Here is a 20,891-nt window from a genome sequence, read left to right on the forward strand (position 1 = left end):
GCGAGCTCAAAAATCAATGCGCTTAATCTTAATGACCGGAAAAGGCGGCGTCGGGAAAACCTCCGTAGCCGCTGCTACAGGGCTGCGATGCGCCGAATTGGGATACAAAACCCTAGTGCTGAGCACAGATCCCGCCCACTCCTTGGCCGACAGCTTCGACATGGAACTCGGACACGACGCCCGACTCGTAAAACCCAATTTGTGGGGAGCAGAATTGGATGCCCTCAGAGAATTAGAAGGCAACTGGGGAGCAGTAAAACGCTACATTAGTGAAGTTTTGAGAGCCCAGGGACTTGATGGCGTACAAGCTGAAGAACTAGCCATTTTGCCGGGAATGGACGAAATATTCGGTTTGGTGCGGATGAAACGGCATTACGACGAGGGAATATATGATGTTTTAATTATCGATTCTGCTCCCACCGGCACAGCATTGCGGCTCTTGAGTTTGCCAGAAGTTGGCGGCTGGTACATGAGAAAATTTTACAAGCCATTGCAAGGCATATCAGCCGCCCTCAGACCTTTAGTTGAACCGATTTTTAGACCAATTGCGGGCTTTTCTTTGCCGAACAAAGAGGTGATGGATGCACCTTATGAATTTTATGAGCAAATCGAAGCTCTGGAAAAGATTTTAACTGACAATACTGTGACTTCGGTCAGGTTAATTACTAATCCCGAAAAAATGGTAATTAAAGAGTCTTTGCGCGCCCACGCTTATTTGAGTTTGTACAATGTTGCCACAGATTTAATCGTAGCAAATCGGATTATTCCCGAAGAAGTAACCGATCCCTTTTTCAAGCGCTGGAAAGAAAACCAGCAGCAGTACAAGCAGGAAATTCACGAGAACTTCCGGCCGCTACCAGTGAAAGAAGTGCCGCTTTATTCCGAAGAAATGTGCGGTTTGCCAGCCTTGGAACGCTTGAAAGAAACGCTTTACAAAGACGAAGATCCTAGCAAAGTTTATTACACAGAAAATACGATTAGGATTGTGCAGGACAACAATCAATATGTTCTAGAACTGTATTTGCCGGGAATTGCTAAGGATCAGATTCAGTTGAGCAAAACTGGTGATGAGTTGAATGTTCGGATTGGGAATCACCGCCGCAATATGGTATTGCCGCAAGCTTTAGCTGCACTGCAACCTTCCGGGGCGAAGATGGAGGATGATTATTTGAAGATTAAGTTTGCTTAATTTAACAGGACTTACGCAGGCACAATATAAATAGTTTGCCTGCCTAAGCTCTGTTGAATAGTTCTCTACCGATTCCTTGCCCAGCAAATTCTCTGCGGACGAACAACAACGACAGATGATTCCCTCTCCGAAATGCAATAAAACCAACAACTATCCCATTCCATGTAGCGACTAGCTTTTTCTCGCTACTAAAGATTCTTGCTCTTAATTCTTCTAGGTCAGAAATCTTTTTCCATTCGGCAACGCTTTCTGGTGTTCCATCTGTGAGCTCCCATAGATCCGCAGAAGCCCACATACAAGGACTAATTTCTTGTTCGTCCCCAAGCTGCGGAGGTCGATAGGCAATTGAATTCATCATTGTGGTGCGATCGTTGAAATGGTGTACCATGATGAAAGCGAAGTACCCAACCGCTGGTTGTTCGCGACCAAAGAGAGTTTCTGCGTGTATTAGTGTTAGTCTGCCGATCGCAACAGACGAGTAAAACCCTCTTGGTCAAAGTGTCTATCAGTGGTCAAGGCTTCCAGAATACCTCGATCGCGCATCAACACAAAAATTATACCCTTATACAGAGAATAAGTTCGATCATTTCGCTAGACCTTCCTGTTTGATTTCGTATCCCAATAGTCTAGAGAAGTAATCGAAAGTTTCTTGATGTCTGTCATACATATGTATGACCGAAGCCAATTTCCCATCTACAGTGAATACTCCATCAGGACAAACTTTAAAGCGATTCAAGGATTCGCCAGCAATTGTTAGTACAGGGCCTACGGCATTTTCATGAACTTCAAACGGAATATTATTAAACCCATCAGTATAGAAAAGATGATTAAAGACTGATTGCTCGATACCAATAAAGGGAGTTTTCAAAATTTCTGCACATAGAACTTCAAGGAAAGCATCGACTCCCTTGGAGCTTCCCATAATTGTGCCAATGCAAATAGCTGGTTTGCCTACCACCTTTTGCAAAGCCTTGGAACCGTAGCTATCGCCATACCACTTTGTATCCCAGTAATCGTCACCTCCATATTGGACATCCTGCTTAAAAAAGTGTAATTCTGAGGAATCTACCTCATCAAAAAAGGGTGACTGAAAAGCTACATCTTTTACATCTGACATAAAGACTTTCTTATACTGTGGATTCGTTTTTAGGAAGTCTCTGTAACTGAACCACCGGACAAAATGAGGATGATGCCATAGCTTCAATAGTTGAACGTACATTTCGTAAAATATAACTCTTAATGACGGTATATTTTGAGTTGATAGTGCTAGCCATTTTGTTGGGTAGAGTATACTTCTATTTAGAAGCTTCGAGAACTTATTTACACTAAAGGAATAGGTATTTGGAGTGTATGAAAATGTTACCGAATACTCTTTGGCTATTTGACAAAGCTGATTGTTAACATTATTCGTGCAGATTACTAAGTCGCATACTTGAGGAGCATAAACGCTACGAAGAGTTTTTGCAAATACCTCTAGTCTCTCTGGATTTAGATTAGTTGCAAATCCAAGGACAACATTCTCAATTTGGTAATCAGACATAGTTATAATCCTTCCTCAAAACAGATAAAACCTAACTATAGCAGCCCTAAATCAGTCGAAAAATTGATGGATGCCAGAACCTTTGGAGTGTAAGCGTTTTACTAGCGTATAATGCCAGCAAATCATTTAGGATTGGTATATCTAATATTACAGGCCGTTTAGGCTGATTGTCAAGTTTCTGGCTAAACACCCTATATGGGTTCAAAAGCCGAAAGTTTATGCCTAAAATCCCTATTTTATCTGATTAGACCGAAAGTTTCTGCCCAATCACCCAAATCGTGGTGTTATGTGGAAAATTTCGGGCATTATTATTTAGACCTGCACGCGATCGAGTGCGAGTCAAGCATTAGTCGTAGGGAGTGATTAGTCCGCTCGATCGCTAGCAAGCAACATCAAGTCAGCGCCGATCGCAATCTATTAGGTGATGGATTAATCGTCACACCCACGCTGAGGATCGCAAATTAAATAATTTACACAAGTTTGTGGGATGGGCGGGAGAGCCCGTTCTTTCTGGACGGGCTCTTCTGGCCCATCCCACAAGAATCATCAAATTATAAGTTATTTAATTCTCATTCCTTAGTGCGTCTAAATTAGGCATTCTCACTGTTTTTGAATCAGGATTACTCCAATCAGCAATAATGCAGTTCCTAAGATGCGAGACACGCTGAGAGAAATCTGGGTAACACCAAATGCGCCAGTAGAATCCAAGACAAGTGCCGCAATCATCTGTCCGGCAATCACCAATGAAAAAACCACCGCCACACCTAATTTCGGGATTGCGATCAATGATGCAACAAGATAGTATGCTGCAAAAACCCCACCGAACCAGGCCCATTGTGGAAGAGAATTGAATGCGGGAATGGAGCCCCGATTAGTCGCTCCGCTGGCCCACACTAAAGCGAGTGAAAGCAGAGTTACGAATACTGAGATCATTGTAGTGAGAACCGGAGAGCCGGTTGACGATCGCAAACGCGCATTCCAAGCCATGTGGATTGTCAGTCCCGCTCCGCCGATCGCAACCAGAAGAAAGAGGACGATTCGAGTAAACATGATATAGAATTATTGTGCTGCTGCAACCAACGACTATGGAATATTTGTCCACACCTGAGCCTCAATGAACAGATCATATCTTCGTGCTGCTTCTATTCGCCACTCCTCACTTGGAATACCAAACGCATCTATCATCTCGCAAATTTCACTCAGCACGAACACTTGACCGTGATACTCAGGACGATAGAAAACTTGGTCAGTTTGGCTCTGCAACCAATAACTAATCATACTGTCGGGATAGGTGAAGCTGACCTGTTCGGACTGAAAAGCTGAGACTGGAAACTGAACCGCACGACTCTGCCCGTTATATCCTTCTTCAATCCACACTGCTATTTCAACTACAAAATAGTGAGGATAGGCTGAGATGGGTCGCCCTCCCTTGCTGATGAATGCTTGCCTGACCCAATGTTCAGCTTCTCGCCGTTGCTTCAAGTATTTCTCAGGATCTCTAAATCTTTGATAAACCGACCCCGCCCGATCGCGCAGGTTTGAAATCACGCTCAAGGCGTCTTCGTCAGCTAAAGAAGACAAGGTTTGAAAAGGAGCATCATCTTTGTGGTGGTAGTGTGTCAGCATCATTCCGGTTTAGTTGTTAAGGAACAAATCATCTTAGAACATCAGCAATTTGATCCCATTTCATGACTTCTGCCAAATCAATCGCTGTAAACCCATCCGGATTCTTAATCATCTTATCGGCTCCATATTTTAGTAATAATTTAACAGGAGTTAAGTTGCCAGCCAATGCCTCATATTGCAGCATAGTCCAGCCATTTTCATCAATTTGATGGACAATCTCAGAATTTTCACTGAATTCACAATCAAATTTCACTGTCATATTCTCACTCATGGGATGTTCGCCGATTTCATATTCATCCTTATTTCTTGACTCTTTATTTAAATAGCTATCAGGAACAATTTGGATTTCTCTCGGATCGCCGAATTCCAAACCCCAGGCATCATCATGTACACGCCTTTGATCGCTATTCATTTTAAGGCGTATTGCATTAACAGTATATGCACCATAAACTATCCCATTAATAGAATATATCCAATCATCAATATCATTGAAGCCCATCACGATCGAGTCGCCCGATCCAATTCCATCTATCCATCTCGGATCGTTCAATAAATCTCCACTAACTTTCAGACCATCAAAGTTAACATTCTCTATCCACATATGTTCAACTGATGGTGCAGAATCTGTCATCTTTCCAGTCGGAAATCCAAGTTTTACTGCACTTATATCAAGCCCAGGAATTATTCGCCGCCTTTCCCATGACAACTCACGCCAAAAATATTTAAATGATTCGCGTGCCTTCTTGCTAGCAAGATTTATATCTGGGTCATCACCCTCAAATCGATAAATATTTTGACTCATTTACCACTCCGTAGTTGATTGTTTTTGGAATGAAAGGCGATCGTAGTTAATTTTTCAAACTTGATTCAGTATATCCGATCGCACTAACAATCTCACTATCCAGATAACTCAGCCAGTTCTCCTGTTGAGTTTGAACACTTTGCACAAACGAGATCGACAGTATTGTAGGGTGCGTCAGCCCGCAGCGTTTCCCTTGCTTAATAAGCGATCGAGCTGACGCACCCTACAGGCCTCGTTAGTGATTTAAATGCGTAACAGCTTATATCACCACAAACCATAACTCTTCGCAGACTCCAACGAAATGTCTGGGAGATTGCGAGGCATATCATCCCATTTATTCTGTCCTTGTAATGCTTCTATAACGACTTGAAGTGGCTTTGAGAATATGGCTGGAAAATCCGCCTCTTATGGAAACTGAATCTTAAACGCTAACTGTTCCTGAGGTGGAGTGAATTGAGCGTTGACTCCTTCTTTATTACCTCTGGCATCAACCCGATACCAGCCAACTTCAGGTAAATGGATAGCATTGAAACCGTGCAAACAGTAAGGCGCACCTCGATCGTCAATACTCAACCGCTGGTAACAAAGACCGGCCGGAATGTCATTTGCTCTTAGTAACGCTGCTAACAAGTGACTTTTCGCATAACAATAACCTGTTTTGTGCTGAAGAACATCGGAAGCTCGACAGGTAACAGGACTCATTTGATAGTCATAACTGTGACGAATTTCATCTCGAACCCACTCAAAACACGCTTTGGCGATCGCCGTTGGTGTCTCATGTCCCGATGCGATTTGTTTAGCACATTCCATAATTTTGGGATGTTGCCAATCAATAAATTCACTCACTTTTAAGTATTCTTCCATTTCCATGACTATTACTCTATTAACAGGATTTAGCATGAATGACTTCGTTTAATGCCTCATCAATCACTGCATCACTGACACCTCGACGCTTCAAACTTGCGACTAGGGCTGTCACTGTCTCGCTCTCAAATCGTTCTAAATCAACGCGCAAACCTTGACCAATATAAGCACGAATTAATGGCTGATAACCCGAAAAACCTAACAATGGTGCAACTTTCTTCAGGTCTTCCACAACATCTTCGGGCATACGGATAGTCACGCTAGTCATTGGACGGTTGCGGTTTAATCGCTGCTTTAATGCTTCAACTTTCATACTCTGCCCTCTCTTGACGAGTTGCTTTACGTGCTGAAATAATCCGAATGACATTCTCTTCACGCTCAATGTGAACCACATACAATAGATTCCACCGACTATCTAGCCCAATCACAGCATCACGCGCTTCGTCATTGCGGCTGGCATCAACGACAACTAGAAATGGGTCAAAGAAGGATTCAGCAGCTTGTTGAAAAGTAATCCCATCATGATTTAGGGGATTAATCCGCGCTTTTCCGTCATCCCATACAAAGGTAATGCCATTGAGCACGAAGTATACATTCATACTCCTTAGTATAGGTAAAATGTATTTACAATGTCAATACGTTATCATAGTACGGTCTGGTGCAGTGATTTCTTAGACCATATTTACTTTGCGGAGTTCTACGTTGCCTCCTTCAAAGACTTGAACCACGATCGGCATTGGCGATTCCTGCGATCGTACAGATGTCTTGGTTCGTCCACCGAATCGGTTAGGATGTATCCGTTCAACCTTAAACAATTGAGAAATAATGGCTCGGATCAACATTTCTGCTGACCCCAATGCACAGGGTACGGATAGTGATGATGTTATCACTGACACTGATAATGGTCGTCGCACCTTTGGCCTCGGTGGCAATGACTTCATCAATGGCTTTGGTGGCAATGATGAGCTGTTCGGGAATCTTGGCCGTGACACGCTACGGGGCGGGGCAGGTTCCGATACGATCTATGGTGGCCAAGATGGAGATGAGCTCTCCGGGGGATTGGATAACGACTTGATTTTCGGCAATCTTGGCACAGACGATCTGACGGGCGATCGAGGTGACGATCGAATGTTTGGCGGACGAGACAACGATCGGATCTCTGGAGGTGATGGAGACGATTTCTTGTCTGGTGATGGGGGGTTTGACATTTTGACAGGTGGCCCCGGACGAGACACCTTTGTGGTTCAAAATGAGCTAGCTACCAACTCTTTCGATCACTTATTTGACTTCGTTCTCGGTGAAGACAAGATTGCTCTTGGCGGTGGTTTATCGTTCAACGACCTACAAATCTCAACTATACCAAGAGAGGTTGCTAATAATCGGGCAAATAATGATTTACTTGACAGACAGTTTGCTCCGTGGTCAGGAGCAATCGCTATTAACAATGATCGCGATCTACTGATTACACTCAGATCAACGGGGCGGACGATCGCTCGTGTGAATAATCTACAAACAGGACAATCTCAAATTACACCAGCCAGCCTGACAGCAGAAAATTTCATCAGTATTTAGGACTTGGTTGCTCATCTACTTAGGAACTTATCCGCTGGGATAAACAACCCGGTTTCGTCAATATCTCTTGATTTGATGTAGGGTTTTGATCGGAAACCGGGTTGTTTGCGGCATATTCTTGAATCTCTGCACCGATGTCATATCAATTCCGGTTGCACCGATGTCATATCAATTCCGGTTACACCGGAATGATAAGAGGAGACGGCTTGGCCTTAGTCCCTACCGTGATTAATTGTAGGGACTAAGGCCAAGCCGTCTCCTCATTTCGACTAAAATTATACTCCGTTTCCATGACTATTCCTATTCCTCTCCCTCTTCTTTTCCATCCTCTGTGCTCTCTGTGTCCTCTGCGGTTCCTTCACTCTTTCCCGCATTAACCTCAATCTTTTGCTGATGACGTTCCGACGCAGTTGTTTGCAGCATTTTCAATTTTTCTGGGTCGGAATCCGATCGCCAAAACAAGCGATGACCCTTGATTTTGACGCAACTTTCCTCCAAACTGTTCAGCAATTCCCGCTCCTTAAATCCACCGGACTTATCAAAAATTCCCAACTTTTCCTCTTGGCGACTGAGCTTCGCAAACTTCTGATAATGCGGATAACTAGATGATACAAAAGCTTCTTTTCTAACTAAAATTGGCGGATTAGACAAATTAGAATAGTCTTGATAGCCGACAGAAAGACCGCGCAAATTGATGTGCATGGAAGTGTGAAGAACTGGATGTGGATCGGTATCAAAATCGGGATAAAATAAATAGGAAATTTTCGGTTTATTAGCATAAAATTTGATGATTGTCGCGCCGTCAAGTCTGCCGATTGTCCGGTTGGCACAGCCTTCGTAGAGTCGCAATAAAGGGTCTAGTTCTTCTAATGCAGAGACGTGAACCGAAAGGGAACCCTGTTGTTTGTAGCCGATCGCACTATCCTCGCAACAGTCCGCCACAATATCCGGTTTGCTCAGGCTATATAGCATTAAATCTGCCAAAGTGCAAGCCCTGTGATAACTGTCAAACAAACCCTTGATGTCATTGCGGATTTGAGCCGGAAGCCGCCGCATCGGAGGGCGATCGCCTAAACCGTTGAGAGCGAGATATACTAGCAAATCCTGGCGGCGCTTGTCGGCGATAGTCTCCCAATCATCCGCATCCGTTGCTTGCAAAATCACCCGCCAAGCGCGGTTAAAACTGTGAAATTCTTCCTTGATTGGCGCTTCTTCGGCTAATTCGCCCTTCACCGGGAGGCGGCCGCGATCGCTCACAAACGCCATCAAAGGAGCCAGCATTTCCTCGTAATCCTCAAAGCGCTTGACTTGCGATCGCACTCTGGGAGTCGATAAGCGCGATCGAAACCGAGAAGCCCGAAAACCCTCACCCTCCGCCGCATCCCGAAACACAAAATAGATTCCCAAAGCCACAGGAATCGCATCAACATTCAAAACTTGATCGATATAAACCTTCAACTCTTCCTGCTCGTAATACTTCTGAAAAGTATTGCGAGAAGTGATCACCCCATCCCCGTAAGCAATTTGACCTCTATCGCCATCATCAATCAAAACCTGAGCCGCCACCACCAATAAATTCTTAGTTAATTCCCAAGCATTTAGCAAAGATTCTCGGCGTTCCGCCAAAGATTCAATCACATTAATTACATAACCAATATTCACAATATCCGCACCAATTTGCGGAGTATCCGGCTGATAGTATGGGTCCCAACCCGCAGCAACATAACCCTCTTGGGCAATATATTTAACATCGCCACCGTAGCCACAGCCGTAATCAAAAAAAGTCATTCCATCAACAAACAAATCAGATTCCAAAACTAGACGCACAGGTTTAGAAATAGAGTTGCGTACCATCGCAGCTTTGTGCCGCTCAATCTTGGGAATTGATAACTCGCTATTCTCCTGTTTCAAACGCTCGACAACAGCATGATCGTGGATTTCAACACCGCAATATCCCAAATATTTAAGCCAACCATCGCGAGTGCCGATCGCGCTTGTATTGTCCAGCAGTCCCCATCCTTCCTCGCAGCGAGTCAGCCGAGCAAACTTCTCGTAATTGGGATAATCCGGTGTCACAAAAGTTTCTTTGCGGTGCAAAACCGGGGGATTTTCACTGTTGCTGTAATCGAAATATTTAACTTCCGCTGTTTCCAGATTAATTTGGATGCTGGTTTGTAAAGCAGGGTGAGCGTCTGTATCGAAATCGGGGTAAAAAAGATAAGATATTTTAGGTTGATTGAGGGAAAACTTAACTAAAGTTGCTTCATCAATATTTTCGAGATGGCGTCTGGCACAATTTTCGTAAATTACCAAGACAGGATTGAGTGCTGACAATGCCGAAACGTGAACGTAAAAAGCCGTTGGTAATTTTTTGCCTATTTTGCTTTCCCGACAGCACCGAGCTATTTTGGCCACCAGACTATCAACAGAAAATTCATTGATTTCTTCGGGCGCACATGGCACAGCATTTACATAACTTTCCCCAGCAAGAGGATTGTTTTCATGTAATAAAACTTCCCGAGCAAAAGCCATCAAAGGCGTTAGAATTTCTCCATTATTTTCTAATGGTTCGCTATGTGAAACAGGGTTTGTATCGGTATCGTAAGTCATAGGTTAACTCATCGATTTTTTCTTAAAGACTGGGCGGTTGAAACCGCGTATATACAGACAAAACCCGGATGGTGCGCGGGTTGAAGATAATTAGACCGTGCGGTTAAAATTACCTTGTTTTCTTGAGTCAGCCGAGGTGTTCGGCGAGCGAAGTCGAGTCGCGGACATCGTTTGTTTGGCGTGCGATTTTAATCGCCGACTATAATTGCCGACGTATCTAACAACTTAAATATTAACCAAACATTCGAGTTTCCACAAACTCTTGAACTCTGGCTAAATGACTGGACAAACTCGCTAATATGCTTTCAACCCTCTCAATAGTTGACAATCCCGAAGCTGGCGGTTGAGATTGAAAGCCTCGCGCCTGATGCTCCAATTGTGCTGCTAAATCCGACATCTGAGCAACTCCCACATTTGCAGAAGTTCCCTTGAGACGGTGAGCTTGATATTCCACAGTTGACCAATCTTTAGCTTCTGCGGCTATTTTGGCAGCAGCCACATCAGCTTGTGCGTTTCCCACAAATGCTTGCAAGAGTCGCTCGGGCAATTTGACATTAACCTGTCCGAGTTGCTGCAATCTGCTTTGGTCGAACAGTCCGTCGCAGTCTGCGTGTTCCCAAGCTTGAAGTTCGTGAAGCGAAGCTATCCCGCAGGGAATCGCCCTTGGTGCCGGCACAGCCACAGGCATTGCTGCTTCCAAAACTTCTGGATAATTTGTTTCTAATTGAGGATTTTGTACCAAATTAATACCTTTAACTCCATACTTATTTTTAAACTCAACATTTTGGGATTCATATTTTTTCAGCGCCATGGCCAAAGTATCTAAATCTACAGGTTTGCTGAGATAATCATCCATCCCCGCCGCCAGACACTTTTCTCGTTCTCCCGGCATAGCGTGAGCCGTTAAAGCAATCACAAAAGTATGCCGATCGCCCTTTTCTCGCTCCCTTAACTTTTTTGTCGTTTCATAACCGTCAAGTATTGGCATTTGACAGTCCATCAACACCAAATTATAGCTTTTTTGTGCCAGCAAGTCTAGCGCTTCTTGACCGTTGGAGGCGCAGTCAGCATGATAGCCTAAAGCTGTCAACTGTTCGACAATAACTTGTTGATTTATCGGGTGGTCTTCCGCCAGCAATATTCTCAGAGATGAGGGTGAATAGGGAGTAACATATCGAGAATTGACTCCTAGTAATTTGCAAGTATTAGCAGCCTCCAAGCTGTCAAACTCTCCCGTTCCCTTAACCGATGCCAGCAAAGCTTCAAGCAAGCGGGAAGGCCGCACAGGCTCGATTAAATAGCCGCTAAAACCATGACAGCAAAGTGCTTCAGCTTTCGGCTGTTCCCGCAAAGCAGTCATGGCGATTAACGAGGCAAATGTCGAGGTCGATCGCACTTTCCGGGCAAATTCCTCAGCATCCAAATCCGGCATTTGCAAGTCCACCAGCACCGCATCGCAGCTTTTTTCGCCTTCCTCTGAATGCCCAGAAATGCTACTATTGGCATTTTTCAACCAAGTCAAAGCAGCAGCAGCGCTTTCTGCTTCGTAGCAGCGGGCGCCCCACCTTTGAGCGAGCGATCGCACCGCCGCCCTCCTCAAAGCGCTTCCCGAGACTACTAACAGCTTCTTAAGAGCAAGTTCGCCAGTCTGAGGCTCAACTTGCAACTGTTTTTCCAAAGGTACAGCAAACCAAAATGTCGAACCGTTGCCGAGAAAACTGCGAATCCCAATGGCACCTCCCATCATTTCGACTAACTGCTTGCAAATAGCCAAACCCAAACCCGTGCCTCCGTAAGCCCTAGTTGGAGAAGCGTCTACCTGAGAAAAAGATTGGAACAGTTTTGTCTGCCCTTCCGGCGAAATTCCAATGCCAGTATCGCGCACCGAAAATAGCAAATTTTCTCCTTGTCTGCCGTCTGCAAATCGGTTGCTCCGTTTCACCGTCACGTGAACTAAGACTTGGCCGCGATCGGTAAATTTGATCGCATTTACCGTCAAATTGAGCAATATTTGCTTCAACCTGCCCGAGTCGCCCACCAACTTTTTAGGCACCGCACTGTCAATTAAAAAATTCAATTCAATATTTTTTTCCTCAGCCAAAGGTGCAACCATTTCTATCACCGATTCCAGGCAGCTATGCAAATCAAAATCTGCCTTTTCCAGCCGCATTTCTCCGGCTTCTATCTTAGAAAAATCGAGGATATCATTAATCACGCTCAGCAAATGTTCAGCACTGCGGTAAATAGTCTGAGCCGACTCCCGCTGTTTTGGTTCCAGAGGAGCGCGCAGCAGCAATTGAGCCATGCCCAAAACGCCATTCATCGGAGTGCGAATTTCGTGACTCATGTTCGCCAAAAACTGCGACTTTACCCGGCTCGCTTCTAGGGCAGTTTCTCGGGCTTCCACCAACTCATTAATCTTGTCGGCTACCATTACCATTCCCCCCACTTGGCCGTCGGGATTGTACCAAGGGTGAGCTGCCCAGCGCAGGTATATAACAGAGCCGTCTGCTCGTTCCCAAGCATCTTCGCTCACAGAAATTACCTCACCCTTTAACACTTCTTGATACATCATTTTCCAGCGATTTGGCGTATCTGGAAACAATTCGTAATGACTGAGATTTGTCAGGGACTGCCACTCGAAATTAAATTGAGTCAGCCATTGGTGAGAGTTAGCTAAATAGCGCATTTGGGTATCGAACATCGCCATTGCTACCGGCACGCAGGTAATAATTTGTTTCAGTTGCTGCCGTTCTCTTTCTAGCGCGTCTTCGGCTTGTTTGCGATCGGTAATATCGCTAATCATGCCGGCCATCCGCAGCGCTTTTCCTTGGGAATTTCGCTGGGCTTTGCCCTGGGAAGTGCAGTAGCGGTAAGCTCCTGAGGAGTGCAGCAGCCGGAATTCTACATTGTAGTCGATCGCTTGTTCTAGATGAGCTGCGATCGCCCGGACGATGCCGTCCTTGTCATCGGGGTGCAGGCGGCTGTAGAGAGCATCCATCGTGCTGCCAAATTGCTCTCGCGGCAAACCGATAATTTCCAAAAGGCGATCGTTCCAATAAACCTCATTTTTACTTAAATCCCAATCCCAAATTCCGTCATTTACACCCTCTAAAACTAACCTGTACCTTTCCTCGCTTTCCTTAAGTTGTTGACTGGCATGAAACGCCTGAGATTCGGCGCGGTAAACGCGAAGGGCATTCTGCAAACTGCGCGACAAACTCTCAGCAGACATCTTGCCTTTAGCGATATAATCAGAAGCTCCCGCCTTCATCAATTCCACAGCAATTTGTTCGTCGCCTTGCCCGGTAAGTACAATTAACGGAACTTTCAGCCCAGATTCCCGTACATTTTTTACCAAACTCAGTCCGTCTCCGTCTGGCAAGCGGTAGTCTAGGAATACGCAGTCAAATTTGCAGTCAAATATCTGATTTAATAGCAGCGAATTGTCTGTTTCCTCAACCTCGCTTAACTTTTGAGATTTATCTGGATGCGAGAGTTTCGCCGCTGCTATACTAGAACTTTTCCTCACCAATAATTTTGCCAGAGCATCGGCGCAGTCTTCGGCTTCAGTAACTTCTACCGAAACCCGAGCAGACTTGAGCGAGCGTTTGACCGCCATGCGATCGACTTCATCGTCATCAACTATCAGAATTTTGATAAGTTTGTCCATAACAACCGAATTGTGAATTAATCTGAAAAAAACTGCGGCATCCCAAAAGTATCTAAAACAAAGGTATAGCCTTTCTCAGAAAGATTCGCGGACGATTGGGCATAGGGCATAGGGCATAGGGCATAGGGCATAGGGCACGCAGGCATACCTCACTTTTTTGAGAACCGCTATACCGCTCCCAAAATCACAACAGCCATCTTGAAATTTTGCTGTTCTCTTTTCTATGGCTTAGGGAATTTCGCTCAGCATCCAGTATTTGTTGAGGGTAGCCATAACTTCCACAAAGTTAGAAAAAGTGACGGGCTTAAGAATATAACCAGCTACATTCAAATTATAAGCTTCTACCTTGTCTCTATCTTCATTAGAAGTAGTGAGGACGATCACTGGAATCGACTTCAACTTTTCATCCAGCCGCAATTCTCGCAAAAACTCGATGCCGTTCATTCTCGGCATATTCAAGTCGAGCAAAATCAATCGGCGTGCTTGAGGCATTGCAGGCTCTGTTTTGCTTTCTTGGCGCAATATATGCAGAGCTTCTAATCCGTTTGCAGCCAAGTAGAGGGGGTTAACAATGTTATTTTTTTTGAACGCTCGCCGGACGTTCATCACATCCACCTCATCATCTTCTACCAAGAGGATATGAATTTTTTTGTCTTCCATAAATCAGCCATTTTACAGATGTTTTTTAAGCGCCAGTCTGTATGGTGAGCTTCATTCAGCACCGATCGCGAACCCAGCAGGTCTAATCTCTATTGTGCTTTGTCAAGAATCATTTATGCCTGGGCCGATCGCAGTATATATCTGGAGGCTTCCACAGTTGACAGTTGACAGTTGACAGTTGACCCCCAGAGAGCGACCTCTACGCAGAAGTCCGAGGATTGAAGTAATGAATAGTCTGATTTTAATTTCTCCCTACAAGGGTTCCGGCTTTAATCCAATTCTTTCTGGTAACAATACTTCGGACAGTTTTAGATCTAGTCGAGCCTCCGAAACCCTTACTGACCATATGCTGGACTATTTTTTCAATGTTTAAGTTCAGCCCTAAGTTTCAGAAAATGCGTAAAAATGGCAGGGCTTACTCGCTCTCGGCTTACACGGCCGTTAAAAAACTGTCCGAAGTATTGTGGTAAGTAAGCTCTAAACCTATACACGATCGGGCATTCCCTATCTAAAATCTCACATCTAAAATGGTATAATTTGCGATCGAGCTACGGTAAAATCTCAAACTCATCTATATTATTAATCGCCATGTCAGCCGATCGCAAACTCTACGAAGGCAAAGCCAAAATCCTGTACTCCACCGAAGACAGCGAAATCTTGCTGACCCACTTCAAAGACGACGCCACAGCCTTTAACGCCCAAAAACGCGGCAGCATCGCCGGCAAAGGCGAAATTAACTGCGCCATATCCGCCCACCTGTTTCGGATGCTAGAAGCCAAAGGCATTCCCACCCACTTCATCGACACGCCCGCCCCCAACCAAATGCGAGTCTGCCGCGTCGGCATCTTGCCCTTAGAAGTCGTCGTCAGAAACATTGCCGCCGGTAGTCTTTGCAAACAAACGGGAATCGCCCTCGGTACAATTATCAATCCGCCGCTGGTGGAATTTTATTACAAAAACGACGATCTGGGAGACCCGCTGCTAACCCGCGGCAGATTGCAGTTAATGCAGCTAGCTACCCCCGAACAAGTAAAGCAACTGTCGATCGCCGCCCGTGAAATTAACGAAATACTCAAAGAATTTTTTACCCTGTGCGGCATCACCCTGGTAGACTTCAAACTGGAATTTGGTATCGACCAACATCAAAATCTGATCCTCGCCGACGAAATCAGTCCCGACACTTGTCGCCTCTGGGACAACGCAGAAACTGACCCCGACGCCCGTGTGATGGACAAAGACAGATTCCGCCGCGACTTGGGATCGGTAGAAAGCGCTTACCAACAAGTTCTCCAGCGGGTTTTAGCTCAGAAAGTATAGAGGCTGGAAATGCGCTAGAATTGCACAGTTTGTACCCCTTCTGCCTTTAATGTCAGCAATCAGCGGTGAACAGTCAACAATTAAGTAGTAGTTCCGAATTAATTACACGAAATTTCGACTGAAACTCTTGCCTAGTAAGGAGTCTTTATGTAATTATTTTTGTGTGGTTATTTAGCGGTCAGTCGATTTTAAATTTTAGATTTACTTCACAAATGAATCTGGGAGGTTGAACTCTTAGTCTAAAATTTGGGGAACACTACGACAGCCCTGCGGGGGATAGATAAACAGTTGACAGTTGACAGTTGACAGTTGACAGTTAACTAATGACTCATGACTAATGCTGTTCGCGAGCTCCGAGACTCGCACTAATGACTAATGACTAATGACTAATAGACCTCTTGCAAAAATCGGAAAACACCCTGAAATCATCTGCGTTTATCTGTGTTTATCTGTCTGACATCTGCGGTTGAAGGATCGCTCAAAGACAATGCCCAATGACTAATGACTGATGACTAATGACTAATGACTAATGACTAATGACTGATGACTAAATAATGTCGTGTGTGCGATCGCCCAAAAGAGTGAACAAAAATGCGTTTATCTGCTGTATTGGTGGCAGTTTTTACTGTCTCAGCAACCTTCGGATTATCAAATTCGGCAAGTGGTCAAACATCCTACTCTGAATCAACAGAGGAAGCTTTGGCTGCCGTTCCTTCCGCCCCGTCGATCGAATTACCCGATCGCCCCGTTCCAGAATTAACCCAAAATTCTCCTCAAAACCGCACAGCCGCTAACAGCAGCCCAGCGGCAGCCCTAAAAATAGCGGCGGCCCCTCGCAGAGGAGAAGACGATCGCGAACCCCCAAACCGAGTCACAGACCCAGTAACCCCGGTTTCGCCCGCACAGGTGCAACTCAAACCCGAGATTGCATCCAATCCCGTCGCCTCTAGCAGCCAAAATGCCCTGCCAGAGGCACAAGTGGCTAGCCCGCTCCCCCCCTCGGAGACGGGTGTTTCGCCCACCTGGGTTGCCGTAGAGCCTCGGAAACAGGACGAATCAGGGGCGATCGTCCAAGACCTCCAAGTTTCTCCTAAACCAGCCCAGGATGAATCAGGGGCGATCGTCCAAAACGCCCAAATTCCCCCCAGACCGGCCCCGGCTAGACCGGCCCCGACCAGACCGGCCCCGACCAGACCGCCGGCTAACACCCTTCCGACATTGCCCTCGGGCCCAGGAACACCGCAGCCCAGACCAGCCCCCGCACCAGCCGGGGCAGCAGAACCGCAAGTGCTAGTTGCCGAAGTTACCGTTACCGGGGCAACCGGAGACCTGGCAAGCGAGATTTACCGAGTCATCAGCACCCAACCGGGACGCACGACCAACCGCAGCCAACTGCAACAAGACATCAACGCCATTTTTGCCACCGGCTTTTTCAGAAACGTGCGTGCAGTCCCGGAAGACACCCCCTTAGGCGTGCGGGTGAGTTTTATCGTGCAGCCAAATCCGGTGCTGCGGGGAGTGACAATCACCGGTCAGCAAGTGCTGCCCCAAAGCGTAATTGACGATAGCTTCCGCGATCAGTACGGCAAAATTCTCAACCTCCGCCGCTTTGAGGAGGGAGTGAAAAAAATTAATGCCTGGTATCAAGAAAACGGCTATGTTTTGGGCCAAATTACTGATGCGCCACAAGTAGCAGACGACGGCACTGTCACCTTGGTAGTGGCAGAAGGCCAGATCGAATCCGTTGATGTCCGCTTCCTGAACAAGGAGGGAGAGGCAACGGATGCGACCGGTCAGACGATCGGAGGTAACACCCGCCGCTATGTCATTACCCGCGAAGTACAACTCAAGCCGGGAGACATCTTTAACCGCACCAAGGCGGAAAGAGATTTGAGGCGAGTGTTTGGTTTGGGGATTTTTGAAGACGTGCGGCTTGCTTTGGAACCGGGAACGACTGACCCCCGCAAGGCAAGGGTAATTGTCAACGTCATTGAGAAAAATACTGGTTCTCTGGCTGCGGGTGCGGGTTTGAGTTCCGCGACGGGTTTGTTCGGTACGGTGAGTTACCAGCAGCAAAACTTGAACGGTAGGAACCAAAAATTGGGGGCTGAAGTACAAATCGGGGAACGCCAAACCCTGTTTGACTTGAGTTTTACCGATCCCTGGATTGCGGGCGATCCTTACCGAACTTCTTTCACGGCTAATATTTTTAGAAGGCGATCGATCAGCGTGATTTTTGACGGCGGCGAGAGGGAAGTCAGATTGGCAAATGACGATCGACCCCGCATCGTCCGCACCGGTGGCGGCATCAATTTTACCCGTCCCTTGTCGCGCGATCCTTTTGCAGATTCTGAGTGGACAGCTTCACTCGGTTTGCAATACCAGCGAGTCTCAATTACCGATCGCAAAGGCCGGCGCGAATCCGAGGACGCACTCGGCAACCAGCTAAGTTTTAGCAACTCTGGTTCCGATGACTTGACAACCATTCAAGCAGGTGCTGTGCGCGATCGGCGCAACGACCCACTCCGCCCCACCAGCGGTTCCCTGCTCAGATTTGGCATGGAACAATCAATTCCTGTAGGTTCCGGCAGCATCCTGCTCAACCGCCTGCGTGCCAGCTACAGCTTTTATCTACCAGTCAAGTACACAAACTTTACCCCCGGCCCCCAAACCCTGGCATTTAGCTTCAAAGCCGGCACCGTATTCGGAGATTTGCCTCCCTACGAAGCCTTTGCCTTAGGTGGTGCCAACTCGGTGCGCGGATACAACGAAGGCGAAATCGGAGCCGGCCGCAGCTTCCTAGAAGGCAGCGTGGAGTACCGTTTCCCGATTATTTCGTTTATCGGCGGAGCGCTATTTTTGGATGCAGGCACCGATTTGGGCACGGGCAAAGATGTCCCCGGCGACCCGGCTGGTGTTCGCAGAAAGCCCGGTAGCGGTTACGGTTACGGCCTCGGCGTGCGGATTCAATCTCCTTTAGGCCCGATCCGGATCGATTACGGTATCAACGACACTGGTGATAATCAAATTCACTTTGGGATTGGCGAGCGATTCTAATTGAAGAGTCATTAGTCAGTAGTCATTAGTCATTAGTTAGGGGTAATGGGTAATTGGTAATTGGTAATTGGTAATTGGTAATTGGGGAAAAGGTAATTGGTAATTGGTAATTGGTAATCGCTAATTACTGATTCTCCCTCTCTCCCCCTCTTCCTTCTTCCCTCTTCCTTCTTCCCTCTTCCTTCTTCCCTCTTCCTTCTTCCTTCTTCCTTCTTCCTTCTTCCTTCTTCCATGACTCAAAGTACCTTAAAATCTAAATTTGAAGTGTCGGGAATTGGTTTGCACAGCGGCGAACAAACTCGCGTCCGAGTCTTGCCCGCTGCGGTTGGAGAAGGCCGCTATTTTGTCAGAATTGACTTGCCCGGTGCTCCGATAATTCCGGCAACAATTGAGGCGGTTTGTCAGACTGCACTTTCTACTGAATTGGCTGGTGCGACAGGTGATCAAATTCGCACTGTAGAGCATCTATTAGGCGCTTTGGTGGGCATGGGAGCGGATAATGCTCGAATTGAGGTTGATGGGCCAGAAGTACCGCTGCTGGACGGTTCGGCTCTGGTTTGGGTAGAGGCGATCGCCCATAGTGGCCTAATTCCTCAAGAATGCCAGGAAGAGCCAAATCCCTCATTCGTCCTGACTGAGCCGATTTGGGTGCGTAACGGGGATGCTTTTGTCGCCGCCTTACCGTCGGATCGAACTCGGTTTAGCTACGGAATTGATTTTGAGGAACAGGCGATCGGCAATCAATGGTACAGTTGGTCGCCAGAGGTAGAAAGTTTTGCCAGCGCGATCGCCCCAGCCCGCACTTTTGGACTTGCCCGCCAAGTTGAACAATTGCGACAAGCAGGTTTGATCAAAGGTGGTACCCTAGAGAACGCCCTAGTTTGCGATCGATCCGGCTGGCTCAACCCGCCCTTGAGATTTGCCAACGAACCAGTGCGGCATAAAATCTTAGACTTAGTAGGCGACCTCAGTCTGCTGGGAACTTTGCCAAAAGCTCATTACTTGGCTTACAAAGCCAGTCACAACCTGCACGTCCAACTTGCCAAAGCCCTGAACTCCCAAGCTGGGAGCATCTCATTTTCGTAAACAGCATTGTTTTGTTTGAGTGCTGTCCCTGCTCGCGTATTGTATAAGCAAAACTGAGATGCTTCCTCCAAACAGAGGCCGTGCTACAGACAAGTTAGAAAAGCTTCCAGCTTGTCCGTAGCAGTTACAATTCACAAACCTAGACGCGATCCCTCGCGTTTTTACCACACTCAAAAGTCTTCAAGCAATGTCCACGCTGACTGAAGTTAACACCCTCAATACTGCTAATTCCGAATCCGTTTCCACAGAAAACGGTGAGAATTCTCCAGCGGTTAAATCTACTTTTACTCTCGAAGAAATCCAGAAAATATTGCCTCACCGCTATCCTTTTGCACTCGTAGACAGGATTGTTGATTACGTGCCGGGAGTGCGGGCTGTAGGAATTAAAAATGTGACTTTCAACGAACCACATTTTCAAGGGCATTTTCCCGGAAGACCGATTATGCCGGGTGTCTTAATTGTCGAAGCGATGGCTCAAGTTGGCGGTATGGTTCTCGGTCAGTTACCGGACATTGAGCAAGGATTGTGGATGTTTACCGGCATTGATAAAGTCAAATTCCGCCGTCAGGTTGTACCGGGCGATCGGTTGCTGATGACTGTAGAATTGCTCTGGGTAAAACGCCGCCGCTTCGGAAAAATGCAGGCGATTGCAGAAGTGGACGGGCAAAAAGTTTGTGAAGGAGAATTGACGTTTTCGATGGTAGATTAAATTGTTATTGGTTATTGGTTATTGGTTATTGGTTATTAGTTGTTGAGGAATTTTTATTTGTTCCTGATGACAACTGAAAACTGACAATTGACCAAAGAGCGAGACGCAAGCCCCTGGCTTTAGACATGGGGATAAGTCGGTAGCGGTTTCAACCGCCTTCTGTATTTAACAAAGCTTAATAAAGAA

Annotated in this window: 18 protein-coding genes; 6 read left to right on the forward strand and 12 right to left on the reverse strand. The window is 46.3% G+C overall.

What is annotated here, in order from left to right:
* Nucleotides 1-16 precede the first annotated feature (16 nt).
* Nucleotides 17-1,189, forward strand: a complete 1,173-nt coding sequence (locus tag JGK22_RS12170) for a TRC40/GET3/ArsA family transport-energizing ATPase (protein ID WP_293186475.1) — start codon at nt 17-19, stop codon at nt 1,187-1,189.
* Nucleotides 1,190-1,232: 43 nt separating this feature from the next.
* Here the strand turns inward: JGK22_RS12170 and JGK22_RS12175 are convergent, their stop codons facing one another.
* From JGK22_RS12175 to JGK22_RS12210, 8 genes are all read right to left on the reverse strand, one after another.
* Nucleotides 1,233-1,577, reverse strand: coding sequence for a GNAT family N-acetyltransferase (locus tag JGK22_RS12175; protein WP_293186477.1), 345 nt, complete (start codon nt 1,575-1,577; stop codon nt 1,233-1,235).
* A gap of 195 nt (nt 1,578-1,772) precedes the next feature.
* On the reverse strand, nt 1,773-2,729 hold the full coding sequence (locus JGK22_RS12180; protein ID WP_293186478.1) for a hypothetical protein: 957 nt from the start codon (nt 2,727-2,729) through the stop codon (nt 1,773-1,775).
* A 600-nt stretch (nt 2,730-3,329) separates the two neighbouring features.
* Nucleotides 3,330-3,779: a DMT family transporter gene (locus JGK22_RS12185; RefSeq protein ID WP_293312950.1), complete on the reverse strand. Its 450-nt coding sequence runs from the start codon at nt 3,777-3,779 to the stop codon at nt 3,330-3,332.
* A 33-nt stretch (nt 3,780-3,812) separates the two neighbouring features.
* Nucleotides 3,813-4,358 (reverse strand): hypothetical protein, encoded by a 546-nt coding sequence (locus JGK22_RS12190; protein ID WP_293231136.1) that lies wholly within the window; start codon nt 4,356-4,358, stop codon nt 3,813-3,815.
* A 25-nt stretch (nt 4,359-4,383) separates the two neighbouring features.
* Nucleotides 4,384-5,157: a DUF2314 domain-containing protein gene (locus JGK22_RS12195; protein ID WP_293312952.1), complete on the reverse strand. Its 774-nt coding sequence runs from the start codon at nt 5,155-5,157 to the stop codon at nt 4,384-4,386.
* Between the two features lie 405 nt (nt 5,158-5,562).
* A complete protein-coding gene (locus JGK22_RS12200) occupies nt 5,563-6,057 on the reverse strand; it encodes a transglutaminase family protein (protein WP_293205850.1) in 495 nt (164 codons plus the stop codon).
* A complete protein-coding gene (locus JGK22_RS12205) occupies nt 6,041-6,334 on the reverse strand; it encodes a hypothetical protein (RefSeq protein WP_293205848.1) in 294 nt (97 codons plus the stop codon). The genes JGK22_RS12200 and JGK22_RS12205 overlap by 17 nt, the downstream gene beginning before the upstream one ends.
* The gene (locus tag JGK22_RS12210; RefSeq protein ID WP_293203001.1) at nt 6,324-6,620 is read right to left on the reverse strand and encodes a BrnT family toxin; all 297 of its coding nucleotides are present in this window, start codon (nt 6,618-6,620) and stop codon (nt 6,324-6,326) included. The genes JGK22_RS12205 and JGK22_RS12210 overlap by 11 nt, the downstream gene beginning before the upstream one ends.
* Nucleotides 6,621-6,846: 226 nt before the next feature.
* On the opposite strand from JGK22_RS12210, the gene JGK22_RS12215 reads away from it, so the two are divergent.
* The gene (locus tag JGK22_RS12215; protein ID WP_293186488.1) at nt 6,847-7,593 is read left to right on the forward strand and encodes a calcium-binding protein; all 747 of its coding nucleotides are present in this window, start codon (nt 6,847-6,849) and stop codon (nt 7,591-7,593) included.
* 300 nt (nt 7,594-7,893) lie between these two features.
* Here the strand turns inward: JGK22_RS12215 and JGK22_RS12220 are convergent, their stop codons facing one another.
* The 3 genes from JGK22_RS12220 to JGK22_RS12230 form a co-directional block, all read right to left on the reverse strand.
* On the reverse strand, nt 7,894-10,203 hold the full coding sequence (locus JGK22_RS12220) for a DNA phosphorothioation-associated putative methyltransferase (protein ID WP_293312954.1): 2,310 nt from the start codon (nt 10,201-10,203) through the stop codon (nt 7,894-7,896).
* Nucleotides 10,204-10,435: 232 nt separating this feature from the next.
* Complete coding sequence (locus tag JGK22_RS12225; RefSeq protein WP_293312956.1) at nt 10,436-13,876, reverse strand: response regulator; 3,441 nt, start codon at nt 13,874-13,876, stop codon at nt 10,436-10,438.
* Between the two features lie 228 nt (nt 13,877-14,104).
* Nucleotides 14,105-14,536: a response regulator gene (locus tag JGK22_RS12230; RefSeq protein ID WP_293186494.1), complete on the reverse strand. Its 432-nt coding sequence runs from the start codon at nt 14,534-14,536 to the stop codon at nt 14,105-14,107.
* Between the two features lie 588 nt (nt 14,537-15,124).
* Here JGK22_RS12230 and purC point away from each other — a divergent pair.
* Nucleotides 15,125-15,853, forward strand: a complete 729-nt coding sequence (purC, locus tag JGK22_RS12235) for a phosphoribosylaminoimidazolesuccinocarboxamide synthase (protein WP_293186504.1) — start codon at nt 15,125-15,127, stop codon at nt 15,851-15,853.
* Between the two features lie 591 nt (nt 15,854-16,444).
* Nucleotides 16,445-18,910 (forward strand): BamA/TamA family outer membrane protein, encoded by a 2,466-nt coding sequence (locus JGK22_RS12240; RefSeq protein WP_293198148.1) that lies wholly within the window; start codon nt 16,445-16,447, stop codon nt 18,908-18,910.
* A 32-nt stretch (nt 18,911-18,942) separates the two neighbouring features.
* Here the strand turns inward: JGK22_RS12240 and JGK22_RS12245 are convergent, their stop codons facing one another.
* The gene (locus JGK22_RS12245; protein ID WP_293198150.1) at nt 18,943-19,143 is read right to left on the reverse strand and encodes a hypothetical protein; all 201 of its coding nucleotides are present in this window, start codon (nt 19,141-19,143) and stop codon (nt 18,943-18,945) included.
* Here JGK22_RS12245 and lpxC point away from each other — a divergent pair.
* Nucleotides 19,142-19,996 (forward strand): UDP-3-O-acyl-N-acetylglucosamine deacetylase, encoded by an 855-nt coding sequence (gene lpxC, locus JGK22_RS12250; RefSeq protein ID WP_293312958.1) that lies wholly within the window; start codon nt 19,142-19,144, stop codon nt 19,994-19,996. The genes JGK22_RS12245 and lpxC overlap by 2 nt on opposite strands.
* Before the next feature lie 187 nt (nt 19,997-20,183).
* A complete protein-coding gene (fabZ, locus tag JGK22_RS12255; RefSeq protein ID WP_293186502.1) occupies nt 20,184-20,705 on the forward strand; it encodes a 3-hydroxyacyl-ACP dehydratase FabZ in 522 nt (173 codons plus the stop codon).
* Nucleotides 20,706-20,891 lie beyond the last annotated feature (186 nt).

It is taken from the genome of Microcoleus sp. PH2017_08_TRC_O_A (genome assembly GCF_020738665.1).
Classification (GTDB): Bacteria; Cyanobacteriota; Cyanobacteriia; order Cyanobacteriales; family Microcoleaceae; genus Microcoleus.